25 protein-coding genes and 1 tRNA gene are annotated in these 24,751 nt (G+C 66.3%); 8 read left to right on the top strand and 18 right to left on the bottom strand.

Annotated features, from left to right (window positions below; translation table 11 throughout):
* Positions 1-76: 76 nt before the first annotated feature.
* The 7 genes from API01S_RS24305 to API01S_RS24275 all read right to left on the bottom strand — a co-directional run bounded on the left by API01S_RS24305 (position 77) and on the right by API01S_RS24275 (position 5,213).
* A tRNA-Arg gene (locus API01S_RS24305) sits at positions 77-153 on the bottom strand.
* An 82-nt stretch (positions 154-235) separates the two neighbouring features.
* A complete protein-coding gene (locus API01S_RS24300; RefSeq protein ID WP_006220787.1) occupies positions 236-820 on the bottom strand; it encodes a helix-turn-helix domain-containing protein in 585 nt (194 codons plus the stop codon).
* A gap of 13 nt (positions 821-833) precedes the next feature.
* Positions 834-2,126, bottom strand: coding sequence for an NAD(P)/FAD-dependent oxidoreductase (locus API01S_RS24295; protein WP_061306371.1), 1,293 nt, complete (start codon positions 2,124-2,126; stop codon positions 834-836).
* 16 nt (positions 2,127-2,142) lie between these two features.
* Complete coding sequence (locus tag API01S_RS24290; protein WP_050729746.1) at positions 2,143-2,832, bottom strand: amino acid ABC transporter permease; 690 nt, start codon at positions 2,830-2,832, stop codon at positions 2,143-2,145.
* A gap of 2 nt (positions 2,833-2,834) precedes the next feature.
* The gene (locus API01S_RS24285; RefSeq protein WP_006220790.1) at positions 2,835-3,527 is read right to left on the bottom strand and encodes an amino acid ABC transporter permease; all 693 of its coding nucleotides are present in this window, start codon (positions 3,525-3,527) and stop codon (positions 2,835-2,837) included.
* A 37-nt stretch (positions 3,528-3,564) separates the two neighbouring features.
* Positions 3,565-4,356 carry an ABC transporter substrate-binding protein gene (locus API01S_RS24280; protein WP_006220791.1) on the bottom strand — a complete coding sequence of 264 codons (792 nt, stop codon included), beginning with the start codon at positions 4,354-4,356 and terminating at the stop codon, positions 3,565-3,567.
* Between the two features lie 107 nt (positions 4,357-4,463).
* Positions 4,464-5,213, bottom strand: a complete 750-nt coding sequence (locus API01S_RS24275; protein WP_006220792.1) for an amino acid ABC transporter ATP-binding protein — start codon at positions 5,211-5,213, stop codon at positions 4,464-4,466.
* A gap of 193 nt (positions 5,214-5,406) precedes the next feature.
* Between API01S_RS24275 and amaB the strand changes: the two genes are divergently transcribed.
* The 8 genes from amaB to cynS all read left to right on the top strand — a co-directional run bounded on the left by amaB (position 5,407) and on the right by cynS (position 13,919).
* Positions 5,407-6,909 carry an L-piperidine-6-carboxylate dehydrogenase gene (gene amaB, locus API01S_RS24270; protein WP_061306370.1) on the top strand — a complete coding sequence of 501 codons (1,503 nt, stop codon included), beginning with the start codon at positions 5,407-5,409 and terminating at the stop codon, positions 6,907-6,909.
* A 203-nt stretch (positions 6,910-7,112) separates the two neighbouring features.
* Complete coding sequence (locus tag API01S_RS24265; protein ID WP_061306369.1) at positions 7,113-8,405, top strand: phospholipase A; 1,293 nt, start codon at positions 7,113-7,115, stop codon at positions 8,403-8,405.
* A 138-nt stretch (positions 8,406-8,543) separates the two neighbouring features.
* Positions 8,544-9,680: a sensor histidine kinase gene (locus API01S_RS24260; RefSeq protein ID WP_050729744.1), complete on the top strand. Its 1,137-nt coding sequence runs from the start codon at positions 8,544-8,546 to the stop codon at positions 9,678-9,680.
* 8 nt (positions 9,681-9,688) lie between these two features.
* Entirely contained in the window at positions 9,689-10,327 is a 639-nt protein-coding gene (locus tag API01S_RS24255) for a response regulator (RefSeq protein ID WP_006220796.1), read from the top strand.
* A 134-nt stretch (positions 10,328-10,461) separates the two neighbouring features.
* Positions 10,462-11,823, top strand: a complete 1,362-nt coding sequence (locus tag API01S_RS24250) for a CmpA/NrtA family ABC transporter substrate-binding protein (protein WP_006220797.1) — start codon at positions 10,462-10,464, stop codon at positions 11,821-11,823.
* The gene (gene ntrB / locus API01S_RS24245) at positions 11,823-12,665 is read left to right on the top strand and encodes a nitrate ABC transporter permease (RefSeq protein WP_061306368.1); all 843 of its coding nucleotides are present in this window, start codon (positions 11,823-11,825) and stop codon (positions 12,663-12,665) included. Before API01S_RS24250 ends, ntrB begins: the two co-directional genes overlap by 1 nt.
* Positions 12,666-12,669: 4 nt before the next feature.
* A complete protein-coding gene (locus API01S_RS24240; protein WP_050729742.1) occupies positions 12,670-13,464 on the top strand; it encodes an ABC transporter ATP-binding protein in 795 nt (264 codons plus the stop codon).
* Positions 13,465-13,475: 11 nt separating this feature from the next.
* Complete coding sequence (gene cynS / locus API01S_RS24235) at positions 13,476-13,919, top strand: cyanase (protein ID WP_039884384.1); 444 nt, start codon at positions 13,476-13,478, stop codon at positions 13,917-13,919.
* 15 nt (positions 13,920-13,934) lie between these two features.
* Here the strand turns inward: cynS and pdxK are convergent, their stop codons facing one another.
* From pdxK to API01S_RS24180, 11 genes are read right to left on the bottom strand one after another with little or no spacing between them, the layout of a single operon-like run.
* Entirely contained in the window at positions 13,935-14,798 is an 864-nt protein-coding gene (gene pdxK, locus API01S_RS24230; protein ID WP_061306367.1) for a pyridoxine/pyridoxal/pyridoxamine kinase, read from the bottom strand.
* A 57-nt stretch (positions 14,799-14,855) separates the two neighbouring features.
* Positions 14,856-15,353 (bottom strand): RES family NAD+ phosphorylase, encoded by a 498-nt coding sequence (locus API01S_RS24225; RefSeq protein ID WP_061306366.1) that lies wholly within the window; start codon positions 15,351-15,353, stop codon positions 14,856-14,858.
* The gene (locus API01S_RS24220) at positions 15,350-15,826 is read right to left on the bottom strand and encodes an MbcA/ParS/Xre antitoxin family protein (RefSeq protein WP_061306365.1); all 477 of its coding nucleotides are present in this window, start codon (positions 15,824-15,826) and stop codon (positions 15,350-15,352) included. Before API01S_RS24220 ends, API01S_RS24225 begins: the two co-directional genes overlap by 4 nt.
* A 13-nt stretch (positions 15,827-15,839) precedes the next feature.
* Positions 15,840-16,904: a peptidylprolyl isomerase gene (locus tag API01S_RS24215; RefSeq protein ID WP_061306364.1), complete on the bottom strand. Its 1,065-nt coding sequence runs from the start codon at positions 16,902-16,904 to the stop codon at positions 15,840-15,842.
* Positions 16,901-17,359 (bottom strand): YbjN domain-containing protein, encoded by a 459-nt coding sequence (locus API01S_RS24210; protein WP_061306363.1) that lies wholly within the window; start codon positions 17,357-17,359, stop codon positions 16,901-16,903. The genes API01S_RS24215 and API01S_RS24210 overlap by 4 nt, the downstream gene beginning before the upstream one ends.
* A 45-nt stretch (positions 17,360-17,404) precedes the next feature.
* Entirely contained in the window at positions 17,405-18,103 is a 699-nt protein-coding gene (locus API01S_RS24205) for a DNA repair protein (protein WP_254598618.1), read from the bottom strand.
* Positions 18,104-18,113: 10 nt separating this feature from the next.
* Positions 18,114-19,808 (bottom strand): putative porin, encoded by a 1,695-nt coding sequence (locus API01S_RS24200; protein WP_061306361.1) that lies wholly within the window; start codon positions 19,806-19,808, stop codon positions 18,114-18,116.
* Positions 19,809-19,844: 36 nt separating this feature from the next.
* On the bottom strand, positions 19,845-20,558 hold the full coding sequence (locus tag API01S_RS24195; RefSeq protein ID WP_006220808.1) for a TonB C-terminal domain-containing protein: 714 nt from the start codon (positions 20,556-20,558) through the stop codon (positions 19,845-19,847).
* A gap of 15 nt (positions 20,559-20,573) precedes the next feature.
* The gene (locus API01S_RS24190) at positions 20,574-20,993 is read right to left on the bottom strand and encodes an ExbD/TolR family protein (protein ID WP_046804844.1); all 420 of its coding nucleotides are present in this window, start codon (positions 20,991-20,993) and stop codon (positions 20,574-20,576) included.
* 9 nt (positions 20,994-21,002) lie between these two features.
* A complete protein-coding gene (locus tag API01S_RS24185; RefSeq protein WP_061306360.1) occupies positions 21,003-22,919 on the bottom strand; it encodes a DUF2341 domain-containing protein in 1,917 nt (638 codons plus the stop codon).
* A gap of 34 nt (positions 22,920-22,953) precedes the next feature.
* On the bottom strand, positions 22,954-24,567 hold the full coding sequence (locus API01S_RS24180) for a ShlB/FhaC/HecB family hemolysin secretion/activation protein (RefSeq protein ID WP_061306359.1): 1,614 nt from the start codon (positions 24,565-24,567) through the stop codon (positions 22,954-22,956).
* Positions 24,568-24,751: the final 184 nt, after the last annotated feature.

Here is a 24,751-nt window from a genome sequence, read left to right as displayed (position 1 = left end):
CACTCAGAATGGCGAGTGCAAATTTACACGGGCCTCTCGAAAATAATTCCCGAGCCTAACCCTTTTTACAGTTTGATGGCGCGGCAGGAGGGGCTCGAACCCCCGACCCCGGGCTTAGAAGGCCCGTGCTCTATCCAGCTGAGCTACTGCCGCGCAGTCTTTGACGCTCCGGAATATATCCGGGCGGCGCATTTTACCTTGTTGCGCAAAAAGGTGTGCGCGCCCGGATCGTCGCCTAGGCTTCCTCGATATCCGTGTGCGTCGACACCCACAGCACAATGGCGTCCTCCGGGCTCAGACTAATCACCCGGTGGCCCATGCGGCTGTCTATATAGAAGCTCTCGCCGGCTTTCAGGCGGGCCGGTTCGTAGAACTCGGTGTAGAGCTGGACTTCGCCCTCCAGCACATAGACGAATTCTTCCCCGCCGTGGCGGCTCCAGTCCTGGAATTCGTCGAACGAGCGCGCCTTGACGCGGGTGTGGAACGGCATCATGCGCTTGTGCGACAGCGCGGTGCACAGCAGGCGGTGGTCGTAGTACGGGGTTTCGTATTGGCGGCCTTCGCCCTGGCGGCTCAGGCTGCGCCGGCCGGTGCCCATGTGGGCGTCGGACGCGCTGAACAGTTCGGCCACGTCCAGTTCCAGGCCCGCCGCGATCTTGATCAGGTTGTCATAGGTGGGCGACAGCAGGCTGTTCTCTATCTTGGACAGGGTCGAGGCGGCGACGCCGGTGGCCGCCGCCGCCTGCTTCAGAGTCCAGTTGCGCGCCTGGCGCAAGGCTCGCAGCCGTTGTGCCAATGCGCTTTGTTTGTTGCCTTGCATCCTGTGTACCTTGTCATGCCCGCGTAGTGCGCTCCCGCCACCAGTCGCGCGCCTGGTAAGACCAATAAGTCAGTTGAACCGCCGCCGTCCCCAGCGCGCCGCCGTTCCAGGCCAGGCCAAAGGGTTCGAACAGCTTGTAGCGCTGCGTGTCGCCGGTGATCCCTTCGGCCACGACGCGCCCGCCAATCGAGGTGGTATTCATGCCGTGCCCGCCGAACGCCGTGCAGTACCAGACGTCCGGGGCCAACTGGCCGATCTGCGGCATCAGGTGACGGGCGTAGGCCATGCGGCCCGACCATGCGGTTTCAACGCGCACGCCCTTTAACTGCGGGTAGACGGACAGCAATTCGCGGCGCAAGGACTCGGCCAGATCGGGCGGGTCCTCGACACGGGTGGTGATTCTACTGCCCCAGCCGATGCGGCCGCCATCGAGCACGCGGTAATAGTTGCCAGCGCGCCGGTCGTCGCCGATGGCGGCGGTGCTGCGGATGGCGTCCAGCACCCGGTCGCCCAGCGGTTCGGTCAGCATGATGTAGGTGGCGATCGGCAACATGGCGCGCCGCAAGGCCGGCACCACGTCGCCCGTATAGCCGCCCGTGGCCAGTACCACGGTGCGCGCGTCGACCTGGCCTTGCGCTGTTTTCAGGTGCTTGATCGCGCCGTCCAGCGTCACGCCCGTGACCGGGGAATCTTCATGGATGCGCACGCCCAGCCGGACACATTCCCGGGCCAGCGCCCGCGCGTAGTTCAAGGGGTGGAAGTGAAAAGATGCCGGGTCTTCGACGCCCTGGTGATAGACGTCGGACACCAGCCGTTCGCGCACCTGGGCGCGCGTCAGGAACCGCACGTCGCGCCCGAAGTCGCGGCGCTGCGCGTCGCACCACTGGTTCAGCGCGTCGGTGGCTTCGTAGCGCACCACGCGCAGGCGGCCGTCCACCTTGTGCGCATCGGCGATGGCCAGCGTGCGGATGTTGTCGCGGATGATCTCCACGCCTTCCATCGACAGCCGGTACAGCTGCCGGTAGTGGTCTTCGTCGACATGGCGCTTGATGGCGTCCGCGCCCGCCGAGAACGCGGGCGAGACCGAGCCGCCGTTGCGGCCGGAAGCACCCCAGGCAATGCGCCGGCCTTCCAGCAACGTGACGTTGCGCCCGCGCCGCGCCAGTTCCAGCGCGGTGGACAAGCCGGCCAGGCCGGCGCCGACCACGCAGACGTCGGTGCTGGCCACGCCGGCCAACGGCGGATAGCGCGTGTCGCTGTCGGACAGCGTGCGCTTGTAATAGGTGTCGATGTACTCGGAGGCCATGCCGGTGGGGTCCGTGTCAGTGCAGGCTTGCGCCTTGCAGGCCGCCCGTCAGGCGCTTCTCCAGCCAGTTGGCCAGGCGCAGCAACGGGTAGCAATAGATGAAGTAGATGGCGGCGATCATGCCGTAGATGAACAGCGACTTGGCCGGGAACGTGATGATGAACACCTCGCCCTGGCGCGTCAGTTCGGTGATGCCGACGACCGACAGGATGGCGGTGCTCTTGATCAGCATGACGTAGACGCCGCTCATGGGCTGCACGATCAGGCGCATCGCCTGCGGCAACACCACCAGCCGCAGGATTTGCAGGGGCCGCAGGCCCAGCGTCATCGCGCCTTCGGTCTGGCCGCGCGGCACGGACTGGATCGCGCCCATGACGATTTCCGCGACATAGCAGGACGTGTACACCGACAGCGACACGAACGCGGCGGTGCCGGAATCCCAATGCAGCAGTTCGATGCCGGTGCTGGGCAGCACGAAGTAGAAGATATAAAGCTGCACCAGAAACGGCGTGCCGCGCAGGATGTGGATGTACAGGCCGAGCAGTTGGTGGATACCACGGATGTGATAGCTGCGGATCACGCCGATCACAAAGCCCAGCAGCGACCCGGCGATGATGGCCACGAACGAAATCTTCAGCGTCACCCAGAAGCCCTTGAGCAGAAAGGGCAGCACGACGCCGGCGGTGGACAGATAGGAATCCAGCATGCTTACCTCGCGTTCCAGGCCGGGCCGGCCAACCAGTGGCTGACGCCTCGGGACAACAACAACATCACGCCGTAGATCAGCAGATAACCGGCGGCGATGGTCAGGAAGCTTTCGTTGGGCACGATGCGATCGCTGTTCATCTGGACGCCCGCCGCAACCAATTCGAATACGGTGATCAAGGACAGCAGCGAGGTGTCCTTGATCAGCACGGCGGTCTGCCCCAACAGGGGCGGCAGCGTGTTGACGAAGGCTTGCGGCAGCACGACGTAGCGCAGCCGCTGGTGATAGTTCATGCCGCAGGCCTTGGCGCCTTCGATCTGGCCACGCGGCACGGACTCGATGCCGACGCGGATGATCTCGCTCATGTAGGCCGCGTGGTGCAGGGTCATGGCCATGATGCCCAGCACCATTTCGCTCCAGCCCTTGGCGCCGGGGATCAGCATGGGCACGGCGTAATAGACCAGGTAGATCTGCACGAGCAGGGGCGTGGACCGGATGAATTGCACGTAGGCGGCGACCGGCCGCCACACGGCGGCGCGGTGCGACATGTGCAGCAAGGCCAGCGGCACGCCGGCCAGCACCGACAGCACCAGGCTTGCGCCCGCCGCGATCAGCGTGTTGGCCAGGCCGGTGGCGAACTGGCCCGTGTACTGGCTGACGATGCGCCAGTTGTAGTAATCAATCAACCAGTCCATGGGCGCTCCGGTCTCCCCTGTTGTGCCGCGCTATCGATCAGTGGTCTTTCTTCCAGTCGGTGGAGTACCAGTACTTCACCTGTTCGGGCAGCGTGTTGTCGGCGGTCTTGAGCGTCTGCCAGTTGTCCAGCCAGAACTTCAGGCGGAAGGCGTTGGGGCCGACGGCGAAGGCCAGCGGCTCGCGCACCATCACGCCGTCCAGCACGCGCAGGTTGCCGAAGTCCACCAGGAACTGGTTGGCGGTGGACATGGACATGATGCCGGCGTCCAGACGGCCGCTGGACAGGGCCTGGCCGACCGGCGCGCTGCCACCCGAAAACTCTTTCATCGTGGCCTTGGGCAGCATTTTCTTGCCCACTTCGGCGTAGGTGCTGGCGCCCAGCACGCCGACGTTCACGCCCGCCTTGTCCAATTCCTCATACGACTTGTAGGGCGAATCCTTGGGCACGACGGCGACGGTTTCGGCGTAGAACATCGGCGCCGAGAACAGCACCTGCGCGGCGCGTTGCGGGGTGGGCGTCATGTCGGCGGCCACCATGTCGGCCTTGCCCGACAAGAGCGCGGGCAGCAGGCCCTTCCACTCGTAGTCCTGCAACACGAGCTTGACGCCCAGGTCGTCGGCCATGCGCTTGGCCACTTCCACGGCCAGGCCGGTGCGATTGCCCGACTTGTCCATGAAGCTCATCAGCGGTCCCGATGTCTGCACCGCCACGCGCAATTCGCCGCGCTTGATGATGTCGCCCAACTCGTCGGCCTGCGCCGGCAGCGCCACGGTGGCCGCCGCGAACGCGACGCTGGCCACGCCCAGCCATTGTTTGATTTTCAACATTTGAATGTCCCCTAGAGGTGGATGAAACCGTGTCATTCCGGGCAAAGCTGGTGGTGATGCCGCATGGCCGGCAGCGCCCGGAGTTGCCGGACCGGCCTGTGCTTGGACTACAGGATCTTGTCCAGGAAGGCGCGCGTGCGCGGCTCCTTGGGGTGGCAGAAAACCTCGTCGGGGGTACCGCGCTCCACGATGCGGCCCGCGTCCATGAACAGCGCGCGATCGCCGACGTCGCGGGCGAAACCCATTTCGTGGGTCACGACCGCCATCGTCATGCCATCGCGCGCCAGTTGGCGCATCAGTTCCAGGATGCCGCCCACGGTTTCGGGATCGAGCGCCGAGGTGGCTTCGTCGAACAGCATCAGTTTGGGGTCCATGGCCAGCGCCCGGGCGATCGCCACGCGTTGCTGCTGGCCGCCGGACAACTGGCTGGGATAGCGCTCGCCGTAGTCGGCCATGCCGACCCGGCCCAGCAGCTCGCGAGCGTAGCGCTCGGCATCGGCGCGGCTGCGCCCACGCACCACGCGCTGGGGTAGCGCAACGTTATCCAGCGCAGTACGGTGTTGGAACAGGTTGAAGTGCTGGAACACCATGCCCACTTCGGTGCGCCAGCGGTTCACATCGGTGGCCGGATCGGTCAGCGACACGCCGTCCACGCGGATCGTGCCGCTATCGATGCTTTCCAGGCCATTCAGCGTGCGCAGCAAGGTGCTCTTGCCGGAACCGGATGGGCCGACGACGACCATCACTTCCCCCCGGTTCAGCTGGCAATCCACGTTGTCCAGGGCCAGATGCGGGGCTTGCCCGTCGCGCTGGAAGGTCTTGGTGACTGCCTGGACATCGAGTAAAGCGTCTGCCACTGATGCACCTCGAAGAGGGTTTCCGACCGCCCCGCTCCGCCGCCCAGGGGGGCAAACGACGCTAAAGACGGTTTAGAAAAAAAGTTTCGCAATTCACGCTGGAGTTTCGTATAGTAAATTTTTTTCCCGAATCGCCACTTAGGCATAACCCTTAAGCGAAGCAATGACTTCGCTGGCAATCCAAGGAACCGGCATGGACACCCCCCAAGACATCCTGCGAGCGCTCGGCCTGAACGCCGACGCCCTTACCGGCGGCACGCTGACCGCGCGCAGCCCGATTGACGGCGCTGAACTGGCGCAGGTCCATGAACACACGGTGGCCCAGGCCCATTCCGCCATCACGCGCGCGCGCCAGGCCAGCCTGGCCTGGCGCGACGTGCCGGCACCGCGCCGGGGCGAACTGATCCGCCTGTTGGGCGAAACGCTGCGCGAAAACAAGACCGCGCTAGGCCGGCTGGTCAGCCTGGAAGCGGGCAAGATCATCGCCGAAGGCGAAGGCGAAGTGCAGGAAATGATCGACATCTGCGACTTCGCCGTGGGCCTGTCGCGCCAGTTGTACGGCCTGACCATCGCGTCCGAACGCCCCGGCCACCGCATGATGGAAACCTGGCATCCGCTGGGCGTCATCGGCATCATCAGCGCGTTCAACTTCCCGGTGGCCGTGTGGTCCTGGAACGCCGCGCTGGCCATCGTCTGCGGCAACGCCGTGGTGTGGAAGCCGTCTGAAAAAACGCCCTTGACCGCGCTGGCCTGCCAGGCCCTCTTCGCGCAGGCGATGCAGCGTTTCGGCGATGCGCCCGCGGGCCTGTCCGAAGTGCTGATCGGCGGCCGTGAAGTCGGCGAAGCGCTGGTCGATTCGCACACCGTGGCGCTGGTGTCGGCCACCGGTTCGACCCGCATGGGCCGCCAGGTGGGCCCGCGCGTGGCGCAACGCTTCGGCCGCGTGCTGCTGGAACTGGGCGGCAACAACGCCATCATCGTCGGCCCCACCGCCGATCTGGACATGGCCGCGCGCGGCATCGTGTTCGGCGCCATCGGCACGGCCGGTCAGCGTTGCACCACCACTCGCCGCCTGATCGTGCATGAAAGCGTGGCCGATGCGCTGGTCGAGCGCCTGCACAAGGCTTATGCCAGCGCGCCCATCGGCAACCCGCTGGACAGCGGCAAGCTGGTCGGTCCGCTGATCGATCGCGGTTCGTTCGACGCCATGCAGGACGCGCTGAAGGCCGCGCGCGAACAGGGCGGCAAGGTCACGGGCGGCGAACGCGTGCTGGCCGATGAATACCCTAACGCCTGGTACATGCGTCCGGCCATCGCCGAGATGCCCGGCCAGACCGACGTGGTCTGCCACGAAACCTTCGCGCCCATCCTGTACGTGATGCGCTACAAGGAATTCTCCGACGCGCTGGCGTTGCAGAACGGCGTGCCGCAAGGCCTGTCGTCGGCCATCTTCACCAACGACCTGCGCGAAGCCGAGACCTTCCTGTCTGCCTCGGGTTCGGATTGCGGCATCGCCAACGTCAACATCGGCACGTCCGGCGCTGAGATCGGCGGCGCCTTTGGTGGCGAAAAAGAAACGGGCGGCGGCCGCGAATCGGGTTCGGACGCCTGGCGCAATTACATGCGCCGCGCGACGAACACCATCAACTACTCGCGCAACCTGCCCTTGGCTCAAGGCATCAAGTTCGGCCAATAAGCCCGACCGTCAAGCCTGACAAGCAAGGCCCCGCGCGTTGTCCGCAACGCGCGGGGCCTTGTTGCATGCGGCCTGCGAGGCATCGCGCTGAATCGCCGCGTAACGCCTGTTTATTACACCTCCTACATCCGATAAGCCTGCCTTACAAATAGTTGCGGCGGGCGATGCTACATTGCCTCGTCACAAGAACAACACACCGCACCATGCCCTCACGCCGTCTTGCACACCCTCGTTTCTCTCTGCACGTCCTGGCTGCCGCCGTCGCCCTTTGCGCTGCCGGCTCCGCCGCTGCGGGCGTGTCGTATCGCCTGGACCGGCCCTCGGCCGCGCCGGGCGAGACCGTCACCATCGAAGCCGTGTACTTCAACGAAGGCAGCGCGCGCGCCAACTGGGAAGCGCCACCCGAACTGGTGCTGCAATGGCGCAGCCAGGACGGCCAGATCGTGCGCAGCCTGGCCAAGCTGGCCGGCGACCGCGCCAGCTACAGCGTGCCGGTCAACAACTTTGCGCGCATGGCGTGGACCGCCGTGGTGCCCAGCACCGCGCGCGGCCTGCAAGCGGTTTCCATTGAAGGCCAGCCGTCGATGATGGCGCTGGACGCCACCGGGCGCGAGACCGGCACCCTGGCCAGCACGCCGGCCCAAGGCCCGGTGGTGGACGCCCGCAGCGGCCAACCGGTGCCCGTGGCCGCCGTCACCGCCGTGGGGGCCTCGCCCGACGGAGGCCCCGCGCCCACCGCCGCCGCCATTCCCTCGGCGCAGCCCGTCACGGCGTTCGACCGCTTCCGCAGTTCGATTTCGGAATACAAGCCGGTGTACTTCGACATCGGCACGCGCGGCCAGACGACCGCTCGCTTTCAGATCAGCGCCAAGTACCGCCTCTTCAGCCCCTCGGGCGACCGCCCGGCAACCTGGGGCGAGAACTTCTACCTGGCCTACACGCAGACCTCGCTGTGGGACCTGCAAAGCGATTCGATGCCGTTCATCGACACGACGTTCAACCCCAGCGCGTTCTGGCTGTCGGACAACATCTGGCAGTCCGCCAACCAGAACTGGCGCTTCGGCATGAACACCGGCGTGGAACACAACTCGAATGGCAAGGACGGGGCCGATTCGCGCTCGGTCAACGACGGCTACATCGAGCCGCGCTTCCACTACCGCTTCGACAGCGGCAGCACGCTGACCTTCGCCCCCAAGGTCAAGGCCTACTTCAGCGTGGCCGACGAAAACCGCGACTACGCCGACTACGCCGGCCGCGTCGACTGGCAATTGCGCTGGGCGCAGGACAATGGCGCGGTGGTCTCGGCCATGTATCGCCAGGGCGACCAGAAGCGCCGCACCACGCAGCTGGACTTCGCCTGGCCCTTGCAACGCACGTGGCTGAACATGAACGGCTATCTGCATCTGCAATATTTCAACGGCTACGGCGAAACGCTGCTGGGCTACAACCAGCGCAACGAATCGCAGTTCCGCGTGGGCCTGTCGTTGGTGCCCTGATCGCGTAAGGCAACGCCCCGCTTGCGCGATCCGGGTGGATCGCGCAAGGGATATCCCCACCCTGAGTTCGACCCGCAGCAAACATCCGATCCCGTAAACTCCCTTAAAAAAACACAACAAGGGAATCCGGGCCGCGCCATGTTTGCCGACCTCAAACATCTGTCGCATCACGCCGCGTGGCGACGCCAGCTTGAAATGCTGCTGGAATCGGCCGGCGAAGGCATCTACGGCATCGACCTGCGCGGCCGCTGCATCTTCATCAACGGCGCGGGCGCGACGTTGCTGGGCTACACGCCTGATGAAGTCGTGGGCCGCAACATGCATTACCTGATTCATCACTCCCACGCCGACCGCGCGCTGATGCCCGTGCACGACTGCCGCATCTTCCAGGCTTTCCGAGAAGGCCGGGGCGTGCGCGTCGATGACGAAGTGCTGTGGCGCCGCGACGGTTCCTGCTTCGACGCGCAATACGCGTCCTACCCCATCCGCAACGAGGGCGAGGTAGTTGGCGCCGTCGTCACGTTTTCCGACATCACCGAGCGCAAGCGCATCGAACGTGAACTGCACGGCACGCAGGCCTTGCTCGAACGCCGCGTCGGCGAACGCACGGCCGAACTGAGCAACGCGCACGAGTCGCTGCGCCGGCTGTCCTCGCACCTGTCCACCTTGCGCGAAGAAGAACGCGCCCACATCGCGCGCAATATCCACGACGACCTGGGCGCCTCGTTCACCGCGCTGCAACTGGACCTGAACTGGTTGCGCCGCCAGCTGGGCGCCACCCCAGCCCTGCAATCGCACGTGGACCGCATGCTGGAAGTGACGCAGACCGCCATGGGCGCGACGCGCCGCATCCTGAGCGACCTGCGCCCCGTGGTGCTGGACCACCTGGGCCTGTGGGCCGCGCTGGAATCCCTGCTGCAAGACCTGCAAACCCGCACCGGCCTGCAATGCCGCTACCTGTGCCCGCCCGACACCGAACGCCGCCGCCTGGACCGTAACGCGGAGATCGCCGTCTACCGCATCGTGCAGGAACTGCTGACCAACGTGCAGCGCCACGCCTGCGCGCGCAGCGTCAACGTCAGCGCCGTCTGGAGCGACGACGGGCTGCTGCTGACCGTGGAAGACGACGGCATCGGCATGCAGCTGCCCGAAGCGCGCCACACCTTCGGCATCCTCGGCATGCGCGAACGCGCGCGCGGCATCGGCGGTGACCTGGCGCTGGACAGCGCGCCCGGCGCCGGCATGCGCGCCCGCCTGCGGCTCCATCCCACCTGACCCGTCCCATGGCTCTGAACCTGCTTATCGTCGACGACCACCTCATCATCCGCCGGGGGCTGGCCCGCATTCTGGAAGAAGACCCGCGCGTCGCCCTGGTGCACGACGCGGCGGACGCCCCCTCGGCGCTGCGCGCGCTGCGCACGACCCACTACGACGCCATGGTGCTGGACGTGGCGCTGGGCGAACGCGACGGGCTGGACGTCTTGAAGACCGTGCGCGCCGACTACCCCGCGCTTGGCGTCGTCATGCTGTCCGTCTATCCCGAAACGCAATTCGCCGTGCGCGCCCTGCGCACCGGCGCGCACGCTTACCTGAACAAGGGTTGCGACCCGGACGAGCTGCTGCGCGCGCTGGTCAACGCGGCGGCCGGCAAGCTCTACGTCACGCCCGCCGTGGCCGAACTGCTGGCCCACACCGTGCGCCAGGACAGCAGCCGCCCGCCGCACGAACAACTGTCCAACCGTGAATTCCAGGTCTTGCAACTGCTCGTGGCCGGGCGCTCCGTGTCCGCCATCGGTGAACAGCTAGCCCTGTCGGTGAACACCATCTCCACGTATCGCAGCCGCATCTTTGAAAAGCTGGGCGTGCGCACGCTGGTCGAGCTGGTCGCCTACGCCAACACGCACCAGTTGGGTGCGCTGTAGCCCCTGATCGCACCAGCGCGGCGCGCCCGCGCACCGCGTAGTAAGCCCCCTACACGCATATCGTCAAAGCCGGGATACCGGCACGGCGCGCACGGCCCCATGATGGCTCCAACCCCTACTGGCCGGAGCCGACCATGTCCCTGTTCACCAATCCCTTTGACGCCAACAGCCGACTTGCCTGCGGTTGCGGCCGCCATGCCTCGCAGGCCGAGCACGAACGCGCTGCCCAATCCGCCGTCAGCGGCGACGCGGCCAGCAACGCCGTCGACCAGGCCGTCATGCGCGCGATCTTTCCGCAAGACGCCCTGCGCCGCCGCTTCCTGCGCGCCGTGGGCGGCAGCACCGCCATGGCCGCCATCGCGTCGATCTTCCCGCTGGCCGCCGCGCGCGAAGCCTTCGCGCAATCGACCGGGCCGCTGGAAAAGCAGAAACTGAAAGTCGGCTTCATCCCCATCACCTGCGCCACGCCGATCATCATGGCTCACCCGATGGGCTTTTACGCCAAGCAGGGGCTGGACGTGGAAGTGGTCAAGACGGCCGGCTGGGCGTTGATCCGCGACAAGGCCATGTCCGGCGAATTCGACGCCGCCCACATGTTGTCGCCGATGCCGCTGGCCATCTCGATGGGCGTGGGCGCCAGCCGCGCCGTGCCGTGGACGATGCCGGCCGTGGAAAACATCAACGGCCAGGCCATCACGCTGTCCATGAAACACAAGGATCGGCGCGATCCCAAAGACTGGAAGGGCTTCAAGTTCGCCGTCCCGTTCGACTACTCGATGCACAACTACCTGTTGCGCTACTACCTGGCCGAACACGGGCTGGACCCCGACACCGACGTGCAGATCCGTTCGGTGCCGCCTCCCGAAATGGTGGCCAACCTGCGCGCCGACAACATCGACGGCTTCCTGGCGCCCGACCCGGTCAACCAGCGCGCCGTGTACGACGGCGTGGGCTTCATCCACACGCTGTCCAAGGCCTTGTGGGACGGCCACCCCTGCTGCGCGTTTTCCGCCAGCAAGGAATTCGTGACGGCCATGCCCAACACCTATCAGGCGCTGCTCAAGTCCATCATCGAAGCCACCGCCTATGCCCGCGACGCCGCGCACCGCAAGGAGATCGCGTCCGTCATCGCTGCGCCCAACTACCTGAACCAGCCGGTCACCGTGGTCGAACAGGTGCTGACCGGCACCTACGCCGACGGCCTGGGCAAAGTGTTGACCGATCCCAACCGCATCGACTTCGACCCCATGCCGTGGCAGTCCTTCGCCGTATGGATCCTGACGCAGATGAAGCGCTGGGGCCAGGTCAAGGGCGACATCGACTACCAGAAGGTCGCGGCCGACGTGTTCCTGGCGACCGATGCCGTGCGCCTGATGCGTGAAGCCGGGCTGACGCCGCCCGCCGAGACCGTCAAGACGTTCAGCGTCATGGGCAAGCCGTTCGACCCCGCGCAGCCCGAAGCCTATCTGGCCAGCTTCAAGATCCGGAGAAGCTGATGCGGTCGGTGCAATATTGGCGGGCGACGTTCCTGTCCGTCGCGCTGTTCCTCCTGTTCCTGCTGCTGTGGCACGCCGCCACCCGCCCCGACACGGGCGGCGTGACGGTGGACCCGGCCTACGCGGCGCTGGTGGGCAATGCGGCGGCCAGCGGATCGAAGACGCCGTTTCCCGGCCCGCCCAAGGTCGGTGAAAAGCTGTGGCAGCACATCAAGGATCCGTTCTACGACCGAGGCCCCAATGACAAGGGCATCGGCGTTCAACTGGCGTACTCGGTGGCGCGCGTGTTGACGGGTTTCAGCCTGGCCGCGCTGGTCGCCATCCCGCTGGGGTTCCTGATCGGCATGTCCAAGACCGTCTATCGCGCCTTCGACCCCTTCATCCAGGTGCTCAAGCCGATCTCGCCGCTGGCCTGGATGCCGCTGGCGCTCTACACCATCAAGGACGCCGACACGTCCGCCATCTTCGTCATCTTCATCTGCTCGCTGTGGCCCATGCTGGTCAACACCGCGTTCGGCGTGGGCGCGGTGCGGCAGGACTGGCTGAACGTGGCTCGCACGCTGGAAGTATCGCGGCTACGCACGGCTTTGCAGGTGATCCTGCCCGCCGCCGCGCCGACCATCATGACCGGCATGCGGATTTCGGTGGGCATTGCGTGGCTGGTGATCGTGGCCGCTGAAATGCTGATCGGCGGCACCGGCATCGGCTACTTCGTCTGGAACGAATGGAACAACCTGTCGATTGCGAACATCATCTGCGCGATTCTTTTCATCGGCCTGATCGGCATGCTGCTGGACACCGTGCTGGCGCGCGCCGCACGGCTGGTCAGCTATCGGGAGTGACGCCATGAGCCAAGCCTTTCTACAAGTCCAGGGCCTGGGCAAGCGCTATCCGGGACGCAATGGCCAGCCGCAGCCGCCCGTCTTCGAGCACATCGACTTCGACATCGAACAAGGCCAGTTCGTTTGCGTGATCGGCCATTCCGGCTGCGGCAAGACCACCATCCTGAACGTGCTGGCCGGCATCGACGACACCAATGAGGGCGTCGTCATCATGGACGGCCGCCAGATCGCCGGGCCGTCGCTGGAACGCGGCGTGGTGTTCCAGGCGCACGCGCTCTTGCCCTGGCTGACCGCCCTGCAAAACGTGGAATTCGGCGTGCGTTCGCGCTGGCCGGCCTATACCCGCGACCAGGTGCGTGAACACAGCATGCGCTATCTGGACATGGTCGGGCTGGCGCATGCGGCTGGCAAGAAGCCCAGCGAATTGTCGGGCGGCATGAAGCAGCGCGTGGGCATCGCCCGCGCCTTCGCCATCCAGCCCAAGATGCTGCTGCTGGACGAACCCTTCGGCGCGCTGGACGCGCTGACGCGCGGCACCATCCAGGACGAGCTGCGCGCCATCGTGCAGCAGACCCGCCAGACCGTATTCATGATCACGCACGATGTGGACGAAGCCATCCTGCTATCGGACCGCATCCTGCTCATGAGCGCGGGCCCCTACGCCCGCATCGCCGAGTCGGTCAGCGTGGACCTGCCACGCGACCGCACCCGCGCCAGCCTGCACCACGAACCGCGCTACTACGAAATCCGCAACCATCTCGTCGACTTCCTGGTCGACAAGGCATCCCACAAGGAGTGAACCCCATCATGATGTCCCGTGCTGAAGTGACCGAACTGGTCGTGACCCGCAAGCTGCACAAGAAGCTGTCGTGGACGGCCATTGCCGAAGCCGTCGGCCAGAGCAAGGAATGGACTACCGCCGCGCTCCTGGGCCAGATGACGATGACCGAGGATCAGGCGCGCGCCGCCGCCCGCATCCTGGACCTGCCCGAAGATGCGGTGGTGCAACTGCAAGTGGTGCCCTACAAGGGTTCGCTGCCGACCTCGGTGCCCACCGACCCGCTGATCTATCGCTTCTACGAACTGATCAACGTGTACGGCACGACCTTCAAGGCGCTGATCAACGAAGAGTTCGGCGACGGCATCATGAGCGCGATCGACTTCAAGATGGACCTGTCGCGCGAAGCCGATCCCAAAGGGGACCGCGTGCAGATCGTCATGAGCGGCAAGTTCCTGCCGTACAAGACGTATTGATCCGGCGCGCCCGGCCTACCCTTCGACCGCCAGTTCTTCCCAGCCCAACTCGCGCGTGCGCCGCAACGCGGACGTGACTTCGTCCGCCGCCCGGCGCACCGCCTCGGGCAGCGCCAGCCCCGTCAACAGCTGCGCGGTCACGCTGGCCATGAACACGTCGCCGGTGCCATGCACCGACGGCGGAATGGCGATTTCGGGGTGCGTCACCATGCTGAGGTCGTCGCGCGTGACGATGGCCAGCTGCAAGGACCCTGCTGGCGCCGCCATCGGCGCGGCGCTGGTCACGACGATCCAGTCTGGCCCCAGCGCGATCAATTCACGCGCCGCCGCCGCCACCTCGTCGATCGTGGACAAGGGCCGGCCCACCAGCATCTCAAGTTCAAAATGATTGGGCGTCATGCCATCGGCCAAGGGCACGAGCAGCTTGCGGTATTGCGCGACCAGGCCCGCATCGACATAGAGCCCGTCGTTGCGGTCGCCCATGACGGGATCGATATGCACGCGCACGTCAGGCCGCGCGGCGCGCAGCGCGGGCAACCAGCGCGCCAGCAGATCCGCCTGCCCCGGCTGCCCCAGATAACCGCACACCACGGCGCGCGCCACACGCGTCACGCCGCGCTCATCCAAGCCTTTGAGCAGGCCTTCGAACCAATCCAGCGGCACCGCGCCGCCATGCAGCGTCGGGTAGTGCGGCGTGTTGCTCAGTACGACAGTCGGCACCGCCACCGCGCGCAAGCCGGCGCGGCGGAAGATGGGCATTGCCGCGTTGTTGCCCACGTAGCCGTAGACCACTTGAGACTGAATTGAAATGATGTCCACCTGCGCGGTGGTGGCGGGCAACGCTGCGCCGGGCGTGGGGGCAGCGGAGATGGCGGTCATACGGCGGGCTCCTGACGGAACAAGGTTGCATGCGGCGTGGCGCCGGCTGGCAACATTCTAGTCCCGCTGGGCGGCCTCGCTGGCGGGGGCCAGCCAATCGGCGTTCTCGCGGACGGCCGCGGCCATGGCGCCCAGGTGCGGCGCATAGGGATACACCGCCGACGACGCCACCCGGCAGCGCGCCATGTCGGGATGCGCGGTGTTGAGCAGGTACTGGAATCCACCCGCGCTCGCGGGCACGCGCAGCAGCAACGAGCTTCCCTGCTTCAGCCACGCGTCGCCCACCGCCTGGGTGGCGCGCAGGTCCGTCTGCCAGCGCAGGGGCGCCGCGGCCTGATCGACCGAGCCAGCGGGCGCCGTCACCGCCAGCAGTTGGTAGTGGCGCGGCAGCGAGCGCGGGTGTGCGACCTCGGCCAGGAGCAGCCGCGCCAGGACGGCCGCCGCCGCGCTTGCCTCCAGCACGATGACGGGCGCGCCCGCGCCATGCCAACGGCCGGCCGGGCGGGCACGCGGCATCAGGTCACGAGCATTGCTCAGGCGCCACAGCGCGGTCATGGTCCGTTTCCTTCGTCGATATCGATCAGCCATTGTTCGATCAGCGCGGCGTAACGCCCGTGCTGGCATAGCAGCAATGGCACACGGCCGTGCAGCCGCCGCTTCGGCGCGCGCAGCCAGCGCCGCGCTTCATCCGGGCAGCCGAACACCAGTTCGGCCAGCCAGACGACCCGGATGGCGTGATACAGGACGCGCAGGTCGGACGCATCCAGCCCCATCACGCGCGCCGGGTCGCGCGTACGCTGCGGCGCGGGGTCCGACAGGGGTTCCGGCGGTGACACCGGAACCAGGGGAAACCAGCGCGCCAGATCATCCGGGAAGGCGCGCCGCAACGCCTGCAACAACGCCGTCGCCCCTTGCAGCGTGGCGGGCGGTTGGGCTTTTCCCAGCGCTTCGGTCAGGCGATGGTCCAGCGCTTGCGTGACGGAGCAAGCCGGCTCGTGGGTCGCGGCGCGAGCCGGCTCATGCGTCACGGCGCCGGACCGTTCACGGAACGCGGGCGACCGAGCCTTGGACGGGCTTTGCCGCCATGGCCTGCTCAAGCGCGGCGTTCAGCGCTGCGCCATCGATGCTGACGGTTCCCGCATTCAGCAAACCTTCCATATAGGCGCGCGCCGCCAGCTCCTGGCGTTGGCTGCGCAGCGCGGTACGCAGTTGCGGGCTGACCTGCTCGAACGGCGTCACGCTGGCCGGCCGCAGCGCTGTCAACTTCAGGATATGGAAGCCGGCTGCCGACTGGACCGGTGCAGAGACCTCGCCGGCTTTCATCTGCTCGATGACCGGACGCATTTCGGGCGTCAATTGCGCCAGCGGCACAAAGCCGATGTCGCCGCCTTGCCCGCGCGAGGTCTCATCGCGCGAATGGGCTTGCGCCAGCGCCGCAAAATCCGCCTTGGGCGCCTGGGCGCGCTTGGTCAGTTCCTGCGCTTGCTTGCGCGTCGCCGCCACCGCGTCGGCATCGCCCAGCGGCGCGGGCAGAAAGATCTGGCTGACGTGGTATTGCGCGGGCACGGCAAGCTGCGGCTTGGCGCGCTCATAGGCGGCTTGCAAGTCCGCGTCGGTGGGATAGCCGTCGGGCGCACGGCTGACCGACTCCAGATAGCTTTGCACCACGATGCGCTCCTGGGCAGCCTGCACCGCGCGCCGGATCTCGGGCTGGTCCTGCCAGCCTTGCGCGCGCGCCTGTTCGATCAACGCCTTCTCGGCCAGCCGGGCGCGCAGCCACTGTTCCATTCCCGCGCGATTGTCCTGCAACTGCTGGCGCGCCTGCGGCGGCAAGGTCTGCAATTGGCCCAGCAGCTCGTCGCGTTCGACACGCACCGCGCCCAGCGTAGCGACTGCCGTGGGCCGGGGTTCAGGCGTATTCGCCGACGGCTTGACGGCGGCGGGGGCTGGTGCGGCCATTGCAGTGGCAGGAGCAGGAGCAGGAGCGGCCTCGCTGCTTGGCGCGCCCTTGCCGCGCATCAGGGCAACGGCGCCCGCCAGCGCGGCGATCAGCAGCACGGCCGCCGTCACGCGCAGCCGCCTGCCGGGAATAGCGGCCGGGTTCATGGTTCGGTTCCTTCCGCCGCCTCAGCGTCCGCCTGGGCCGACGCGTTGGCGCGCAGGAACAACAGGAACTCTTGCAGCAGCCGGTCCCATAATTCGGTCGTGGCGCGCAAATAAGATTCCGAGACGCCACCGGCCACGATCACGTCCAGCTCCAGCACCAGGAACGCGCCCTGCACCGACAGCCGGGCAAAGCGCTTTTCCACGTTCCAGCGCTCGGCCAGGCCTGCGGGCACCTCGCCTTGCACGCGCAGCGCGCAGCTCAACGTGTAGTCCAGGAAATGGCCTTCCTGCTCGGCCGGGTTGCCCATGCGGGCGGCAAAGCCCACGCCCTGGCTGGCGCTCAAAAGCTGCACCATGCCGTTCTGCTCGGACAGCGTTACGCGATAGCCAACGGATTGCAGCAGCGCTTGCAGGCGTTCGGCGTTGACATCAAGGATCAAGCTGGATTCGGTCATTCTGAGGGTCCTGAAATTCAAGTAAGACGATTCGGAAAAGCAAGGCTACGGGCGCGAGGTTGCAGCGACTTGACTTTGACTGGCGGGGATCTTCGCGTCGTAGAGTTTGTCGCCATAGGCCTGCGCCTGCTCTTCGAACTGCACGCGCGCCTTGCCCGCAAAGGGTTGCCTGATGGCCAGGATGTCGCCGGTGCTGATGCCTTCATAGGCGTGCAGGATTTCCTTGCCCGCCTCGTACATCTGGCGGTTCCTGGCCACGCAGGTCTTGATCTCTTCATCGCGCAGCGCCACCGTGCGGGCCAGGGCCAGGCGTTCCGCTTCCTTGGCTCGCGCCATCGCCAGCAGTTCGTCGTACGCGCCCTTGAACTTGCCCAACTGCGCCTGCGTGGCCGCGACCTGGGTCTGTGCGCTTTCCCTCACGGCGTCCTGCTGCTCGGCCAGCTTCTCAGCCTGCCCCCGGCTCTTGGCCAATTGCGCGCGCAACGACTCCAGCTCTTTCTGCGCCGCATCGCGTTGCGTTTCGGCGGCCACCTTGGCGGCATTGCTCTGCGCCTGTTCGCTTTGCAACTGCTGTAGCTGCTGCGTGGTGATGCGCAGCTGGGCGCGCAGGCGCTCTTCCATGCTTTCGGCACGCGCGCCGCCCGCGATACCCAGCCCGGCCGCGCACAAGGCCACGGCCGCCGCCAGCCGCCGCCCGCGTCCCGATGCGGGCCCATGGCGCGATTCATCCCATAAGGTATGCATGTCCATGGCCTTAGAACCTGGCGTTGATTTCAAACTGCATCGTGTCGATGGCCAAGGGCGGACCGTAGATCTCCTTGGTGCTCATCCAGCGGAACACGCCGTACACGTTCTTCTCGAAGGCATAACCCGCGCCGATGTAGTAGCCGCGCGCGTTGGTGCCGCCCTGGTGGAAGCTCGAATCGTTGAATGCATCGGGCAGCGCGTCCGGCTGGATGTACTTGTAGCCGACGAAGGCCAGCCAATCGCCCTTTTCCTTCAAGTCATACGAGCGGCCCAGCGTGGCTTGCAGCATCCAGGCATTGGGGCCGCTTTCGATGTCGCCGTTGTCGCCGAAGTTATTGACGATATAGCCCTGCGAGCGGGTCGCCATCTTGTTCTTGCTGTAGGCCAGGTTGCGGATGTAGTTGCCGTTCAGGCGCAGGCCCAGTCCGTCGAACACGCGCGTGTCCCAGCGCAGGTTCAGGTCCAACAGGTCGAACTTGGACGCCAGGCCCACGTATTGCGGCTGCGGCGTATCGGCCGGATTGAGCGGATTGGGCGCGATATTACGCAGCAGGAACAGGGTGTTGCCCTTCTGCATGAAGGCGGGACGCGACCAGTCGGTGTCGCAGTTTTCCGCGCCGGCCCAAGGCGAGCACGAACTTGAGCGCTGGCCCGCGATGTTGTCGAAATGGTAGTAGGCCAACGCACCGCGCAGGCTGTTCTGCGGGTTGATCTTCCAGTCCGCGCCCACCTGCGCGCCCAGCAGCCATTTGTTTTCCGTTGCGCCTTCATTCATCGACGATGAGTTCCAGCCGTTGTTCGCGTATTCGGTCGCAAACGCGCCCAAGGTGCCGAACAGGGTCACGTCGCGGCCTTGCAGCGGCTGCTTGAAGATCGCGGCGATGCCATCGAAATTCAGGTCATTGGAGAACAGCGTGTCGGTGGACTCGAAGGGGTTGGCGATACGTCCGCCCGTCACCGTCGCCCACTTGGCGGGGCGATAGGTCAGGTAAGCCTGGTCCAGCCAGATGTCCTTCTTACCCATGCCGCCGCCCAGCGTCTGCGACGTGGACACCGGGCTGTCGTCGCTGCCCGTGGCCAGGCGGATGCCGGCCGACCAGGCTTCCGACATCTCTGCGCGCACACCCAGCCGGGCGCGGATGCGCAGCTGGTTGCGGCGGTCTTCGCGCGTGTTCAGCATGGGCGGATAGCCGCCGTTGGTGTTGGGGTTGACGTCGTAAGGCCCCTTGGCGTTGAGCTTGGCGAAGTCGGTGATCTCGTTGCTGTTGCCGCCGTTGTACAGGCGCGATTCGTCGCGCACGCGGACGTCTCCCTCCACCGTGATGCGCGAGACCCAGTCGGGGAACGTGTTCGGTTGCGCCCAGTTCTCTTCCTTGGCCTGCACCATGACTTCGGCCTTGACCTCATCGCGGATCTGGTCGCGCACGGTCTGAGGGATGTACGGCACGCGCACGTCGCCGGCCTGCGCGACAGAGGCGCCCCGGTCCGGCGTAGCCTGGCGGGCAGCGCTGGCTTCCGCTTCGGCCTGCGCCACCAGCGCGTTGGCCTGTTCGGGTTTGAGCACGCCTTGCTGCACCAGCAGGCGGATCAGATTGATGGTGGCGTTCTCGGACGGCGCGGGCGCGGCGTGCGCAGGCAGCGAGGCGGCGCCCGCCAGGACCAACGCCAGCGATGCCGCCAACCGGTTCAAAGGGAACTTCATGCTCTAGTCACTCCAGGATCAATTCAATGTGAGACATCAAGACGGGCGACGGCCGGTCAGCGAGGCGCGGATGGGCATGCTGGCCGATGCCGGCGGACGTTCGTCCAGCCCCGGCACCGCGCGCAGGGCGGCGACCACGCGGGCATCGACGTCGGCGTCGCCGCTGCCGCGCGTCAACTCAACGCGCGTGATCTGCCCCGATGCCGTGAGCCAGATGTTGGCTTGCAGGCGGAAGGTCAGATTGCGGGTGCGTTCGTCTTCGCGCAGGATCTTTTGCAGCGCATAGGCCAGGTATTGGCTGTAGGTGGCGTTGCCCGCGCGGCCCCCGCCGCCGCCCGACATGCCCTTGCCCTGTCCCGCGCCGATGTTGAAGGCGTCGCTGCCGGCCTGCGCATCGCCGTCGATCTGCATCGGGTTGGCCAGGTCGTCGGCCGGGCGCACGGGCGCGTCGTCCTGCGGCTTGGGCGGTTCGGGCGTGGGTTGCGGTTCAGGCTCGGGCGTGGCCACCGGCTCTTCCTTGGGCTGCTCGGGTTCGGGCGGCTTCTCGGGTTCGGGCGGGGGAGGCGGCGGCGGAGGCAGCGGGATGATGGCCGTGACCTTGGGCGCATCGCGCCGGACACCGGACATATCGTTGGCCCAGCGCCAAAGTGCGTAGGCTGCCAGGATCGCCGCCACGGCCACGGCCGCCAGCTTCAGCCAGCGGCGCGCCGGATGCGGCCCGCGCAAGGGATCGGATGCGTGTTGCGGCATGACGTTGATCCCGCCTTATTGCGGCTTGCCGGTAACCAGGCCGACCTGAGCAAGCTCCAGGCGGCGCAGCAGGTCCAGCACTTCCACGACCTTCTGGTATTGCACGGCGGCATCGCCGCGCACGATCACCGGGAAGTCGGGGTTCAGCGCCTTTTCGGTGCGCAGCCGGTCTTCCAGCTCGGGCAAGGTCACGGGGTACGCGTCCAGGAATACCTGGCCGGCGTCGTTGACGGAAATGGCCTTGGTCTTGGGTTGCGACAGGGCCATGGTGGAGCTGGCCTTGGGCAGGTTGACCTTGATGCCGGCGATCTGCGCGGTGGCGGTCAGGATGAACATGACCAGCACGACCATCAACACGTCGACGAGCGGCGTGATGTTGATGCCGTCCACGGGCGCGTCGTCATCATCGTCCTGGGAAGTGGATACGGAAGCCATGGCTGCTCCTTACGCTTCTGCGGACGCGGGTTGCGCCTCGCGCATGGCCGGGCGTTCGGCCGCTGCGCGCGTGGCGGGGCGGTGGGCCGCTTCCTGCGCTTGCGTTTCGCCGTGCACTTCGGCCAGGCGCGTGATGAATTCGTCGACGAACACGCGCATGTCGGCGCTGACTTCCTTGTTGCGCGACACCAGGCGGTTGTAGCCAAACAGCGCGGGGATGGCCACGAACAGGCCCATCGCGGTTGCCAGCAAGGCGGCGGCCATGCCCGGGGCGATGGCGTTGATGTTCACGTCGCCCGCCATCGCGGTGCCCAGGAACACGACCATGATGCCCAGCACCGTGCCCAGCAGTCCGATGTAGGGGCCGCCGGCAATCGCGTTGGACAACGAGCCCAGCTTGGAACCCAGCGCCAGGTTTTCCTTGGTGCGCACGGCGTCCATCGATGCGCGGATGGCTTCGATGGTGGCGGCCGAGATCGACGTGGTGTCGGCGCCCTGGGCCCGACGCGTGCGGATTTCGTTGATGGCCACGCGGTACAGGCGCCACAGCGATGCGTTGGCAAGCCGTTGAGCCAGGGCCGTGTCATCGGCCAGCAGTTCCAGCCGCTGGCCAACCGTCGCAAAGCTGTCGCGGAACGCCTCGTTCGCGGCGGACACGCGGGCCACGTTGCGGCTCTTTCTGAACATGATGATCCAGGACTGCACCATCATCAGCACCAGCACGCCGATGATGATCCACGCGTCCAGCGGCACCGCCTTGAGCAGGAAGCCCAGGCCGCCAAAGCCCATGCCCGACTGCTCTTCGTCGGCGCCATAGGCCACCAGCCGGGACTCCGCGCCCTGCGAGGCGGCATCCGCATGGATCAGCGCTGCCGGACGCGCCACTTTGGACAGGCGCACTTCATCCATCGCGCCCACGAACGGCGCGTACACCGGACGCGGCGCGGGAGCCGTGGCGGCGTCGGCCGACGCCGCGCCATCGACGGCGGGCGTGGCCGGCGCGGCGGCAACGGCGGGCAGCGGCACATCGCCACCCAGCGCGGCGGGCGTGGCCAGCGGCGGCAGGCTGGCGGCCAGCGATGCGGTCGCGCGGCCGTTCACATACAGGTGTACCTGGCTGCCATCGGCCGACACGGCAAGGTGCTGCCAGGCGGCGGGCGTCAGCGGCTGGCCGGGCTGGCTGCGCTGGCCGTTCACTTCCACGAAGGGCACGCCCTGGTTGATGCCGATCAGCAGCGAGTTGCCGGCATCGCGGCGGGCATAGACCAGCTGTTCGCCGGCCGGCTGGTCGGCGCGCACCCAGGCGCTGAACGTAAACGCGCCCGCGGCGGGAATAGCCAGCGAGGGGCTGGCGGGCAGCATCAAGGGCGCGTTGCCCGTGAACTGCGCGGCGCGGCCGATCACGCCGTCAACCGCCGCGCCCGTGGGCGTCTGGCCATGGTTGCTGTAGGCGGTGGTGTCGCGCGGCGGCGCGCCAGCCGCGCCGTCGAAGTGATAGACCAGCGTGTAGTTCGGGTCAAAGCTCAGTTGCCCGTTGGCGGACGCCGGCGCCTTCTGGTTGCCGTAGTACATCCAGATGTCCTGGCGCTGGCCGTCGGCCAGATCGGGCAGGTCCACCCACACCAGTGCCATGCCCAGCAAGGGGTCGAACGACTCCAGCTGATGGTTCAGCACGGTCTGGTCGTCGGCCGCCACGAAGCGGATGTCGGCGCCCTTCTCGTTGATGCCGTCAAAGGTGAAATTGCCGGTATGCAGGCGCACCAGCAGCGGCGTGCGGCCGGCAGCGCCGCCCAGCGGCATGCCCTGCGCGGTGCTGTCGACGGTGATTTGCTTGCGGTACTGCCAGTCCGGTTGCCACCAGGCATTGGCGGCGGACGGCAAGACGCCGGCCAACACGGTCAGCAGGAGCATCAATAGGCGTTGCATGAGTAAGACTCCGGGATGGAAAAGTCGCGTGCGCTCAGAAGCTGGCGCGCACGCTGAAGTTCAGGCGGGGATCGTGTTTGCGGGTGTTGGGGCCGTCTTTCAACGGATAGCCCCAATCCAGGGAACCCGACAGCCAATCGATCATTTGCAGGCGCGTGCCCAGGCCGACGCTGGCCAGCGAATAACGGGAATCCTGTTCGGGCAGCGGGTCGCGCAAGCGCAAGCTCGCGGCGTCCGCAAAGGCGTAGAAGCGCCATTCATTGACGTTCGGACCCAGCCAGCGCGCCAGCGACGGCGTGCGCCATTCGAGCGAAGCCAGGATGCCGTCATCGCCCGTGCGTTCGGCCGCCAGGTAACCGCGCACGCTGGTCGCGCCACCGGCCGAGAACTGTTCGTTCGAGACAAGCGCGCCCGAGGCCAGCTGGAATGCGCCGCGCAGGCCCAGTTGCCAGTCGCCGAACAGGTTTTGCGTATGCGTGCCATCGCCGCGCACGAGGGCGAAGCTGGGGTTGGCCTGATAGCGCTTGTCGTCGAATTCCTTCCAGTCGCTGCCCTGGTTGAAGAAGGAGCCGCTGGCCCCCACCACCGACAGCCCCAGGCTGCTTTGCGACGACTCGGTATAGCGATAGCCGTTGTAGGCCAGCGTGAACGGCAGGTATTTGATGGGGATCTGGTCTTCGCTGGCGCCGAACCGGGTGGACTCGTCGAACTTCTTGTAGTCCAGGCCGATGGACAGGGAATTGCTCCAGTCGCCTTGCGGGTCCATCGTGTAGATGGCCGACACGCCAAACGAATAGCCCTTGCCCAGCACGTTGGTGCCGCCGAGGGTCGCGACGTTGCTGTCGCTCTTGTAGCCCGAGAACTGCAATCCCCAGCGCGGCGCGAGCGGCATCGAGTACGAACCGGACCACACTTTGGCGTTGTCGGTTTCCTGCGGCGCGGTAAAGAAGGTCAGGCTGACGGAATGGCCCAGTTGCCACAGGTTGTCGTAGCCCAGCGACGCCGTGCTGCGCAGCCGCGAGGTGTCGGCGCTGTAGTCATTGTTCAAGCCGACGCTGGCATGCCAGGGGCTTTTGTCTTCCACCTTCAGGTCCACGTCCATGGTGCCAGGCAAGCGCCCTTCCTTCACCAGCGGCACCACCTGACGGCTCGCGCCCTTGTTCAAGCCGGTCAGTTCTGCCTGCGCCTGGTTGAAGTTGGGCACCTGCCCCTCCTGCAACGCGGGCACCTCGTCGCGGATCGTCAGCGGCGAATAGTGCTGCGCACCCACCACCCGTACCCGGCCGATTTTGGTTTCGGACACCTGCAGGAAGACGATGCCATCGGCCACCTGCTGCTCGGGCAGATCCACGTAGACGGATTGATAGCCCTGTTCCTGATAGACGGTCTGCAAGGCCTCGCGCGCCGCTTCGATATCGGACAGCGTGCGGTCCGGGCCCAGGTAGGGATAGACGGCGCGTTCGATGTCGCGGGCTTGCAGCACGGTGTTGCCGCGCACGATGTATTCGTTGATGTTCACGCGGCGGCCAGCGTCTGCGGGCTCGGCCTGCGCCCAAGCGGTATTGATGGCGATGGCCAAGGCAAACGCGTGCGGCGCGCGGCGCAATATGGCGCGCAACGCGCTGCCCCTACTTTCGAAATCATGCATGACGATGCACTCAGTTCCTTGTGTGAAAACCGGTTGATACCGGCCCCTGCCGTGCAGCGCTTTACGACAATCCCGTTACGGCTTCCGCCTGCAACGCCACGTCCATGGCTTCTGCTTGTTACTAGACGTATTGGCTGGCCGTGACCCACGCGTTGTAAGAAAAACTTCATCAAAAAAAAATCGC

Source organism: Achromobacter piechaudii NBRC 102461, assembly GCF_001571245.1.
Classification (GTDB): domain Bacteria; phylum Pseudomonadota; class Gammaproteobacteria; order Burkholderiales; family Burkholderiaceae_B; genus Achromobacter; species Achromobacter piechaudii.
Note: the sequence above shows the minus strand (reverse complement) of the source record. Positions and strands in the feature narration are given on the sequence as shown.

Bases quoted from the DNA above. Each gene is read 5' to 3' on its own strand.
- API01S_RS24210 (WP_061306363.1), bottom strand. From the start codon at position 17,359: ATGACCGAATCCAGCTTGATCCTTGATGTCAACGCCGAACGCCTGCAA.
- API01S_RS24280 (WP_006220791.1), bottom strand. From the start codon at position 4,356: ATGTTGAAAATCAAACAATGGCTGGGCGTGGCCAGCGTCGCGTTCGCG.
- cynS (WP_039884384.1), top strand. From the start codon at position 13,476: ATGTCCCGTGCTGAAGTGACCGAACTGGTCGTGACCCGCAAGCTGCAC.
- API01S_RS24225 (WP_061306366.1), bottom strand. From the start codon at position 15,353: ATGACCGCGCTGTGGCGCCTGAGCAATGCTCGTGACCTGATGCCGCGT.
- API01S_RS24265 (WP_061306369.1), top strand. From the start codon at position 7,113: ATGCCCTCACGCCGTCTTGCACACCCTCGTTTCTCTCTGCACGTCCTG.
- API01S_RS24200 (WP_061306361.1), bottom strand. From the start codon at position 19,808: ATGAAGTTCCCTTTGAACCGGTTGGCGGCATCGCTGGCGTTGGTCCTG.
- ntrB (WP_061306368.1), top strand. From the start codon at position 11,823: ATGCGGTCGGTGCAATATTGGCGGGCGACGTTCCTGTCCGTCGCGCTG.
- API01S_RS24260 (WP_050729744.1), top strand. From the start codon at position 8,544: ATGTTTGCCGACCTCAAACATCTGTCGCATCACGCCGCGTGGCGACGC.
- API01S_RS24290 (WP_050729746.1), bottom strand. From the start codon at position 2,832: ATGCTGGATTCCTATCTGTCCACCGCCGGCGTCGTGCTGCCCTTTCTG.
- pdxK (WP_061306367.1), bottom strand. From the start codon at position 14,798: ATGACCGCCATCTCCGCTGCCCCCACGCCCGGCGCAGCGTTGCCCGCC.
- API01S_RS24215 (WP_061306364.1), bottom strand. From the start codon at position 16,904: ATGAACCCGGCCGCTATTCCCGGCAGGCGGCTGCGCGTGACGGCGGCC.
- API01S_RS24295 (WP_061306371.1), bottom strand. From the start codon at position 2,126: ATGGCCTCCGAGTACATCGACACCTATTACAAGCGCACGCTGTCCGAC.
- API01S_RS24240 (WP_050729742.1), top strand. From the start codon at position 12,670: ATGAGCCAAGCCTTTCTACAAGTCCAGGGCCTGGGCAAGCGCTATCCG.
- amaB (WP_061306370.1), top strand. From the start codon at position 5,407: ATGGACACCCCCCAAGACATCCTGCGAGCGCTCGGCCTGAACGCCGAC.
- API01S_RS24195 (WP_006220808.1), bottom strand. From the start codon at position 20,558: ATGCCGCAACACGCATCCGATCCCTTGCGCGGGCCGCATCCGGCGCGC.
- API01S_RS24190 (WP_046804844.1), bottom strand. From the start codon at position 20,993: ATGGCTTCCGTATCCACTTCCCAGGACGATGATGACGACGCGCCCGTG.
- API01S_RS24205 (WP_254598618.1), bottom strand. From the start codon at position 18,103: ATGCATACCTTATGGGATGAATCGCGCCATGGGCCCGCATCGGGACGC.
- API01S_RS24180 (WP_061306359.1), bottom strand. From the start codon at position 24,567: ATGCATGATTTCGAAAGTAGGGGCAGCGCGTTGCGCGCCATATTGCGC.
- API01S_RS24300 (WP_006220787.1), bottom strand. From the start codon at position 820: ATGCAAGGCAACAAACAAAGCGCATTGGCACAACGGCTGCGAGCCTTG.
- API01S_RS24285 (WP_006220790.1), bottom strand. From the start codon at position 3,527: ATGGACTGGTTGATTGATTACTACAACTGGCGCATCGTCAGCCAGTAC.
- API01S_RS24250 (WP_006220797.1), top strand. From the start codon at position 10,462: ATGTCCCTGTTCACCAATCCCTTTGACGCCAACAGCCGACTTGCCTGC.
- API01S_RS24185 (WP_061306360.1), bottom strand. From the start codon at position 22,919: ATGCAACGCCTATTGATGCTCCTGCTGACCGTGTTGGCCGGCGTCTTG.
- API01S_RS24255 (WP_006220796.1), top strand. From the start codon at position 9,689: ATGGCTCTGAACCTGCTTATCGTCGACGACCACCTCATCATCCGCCGG.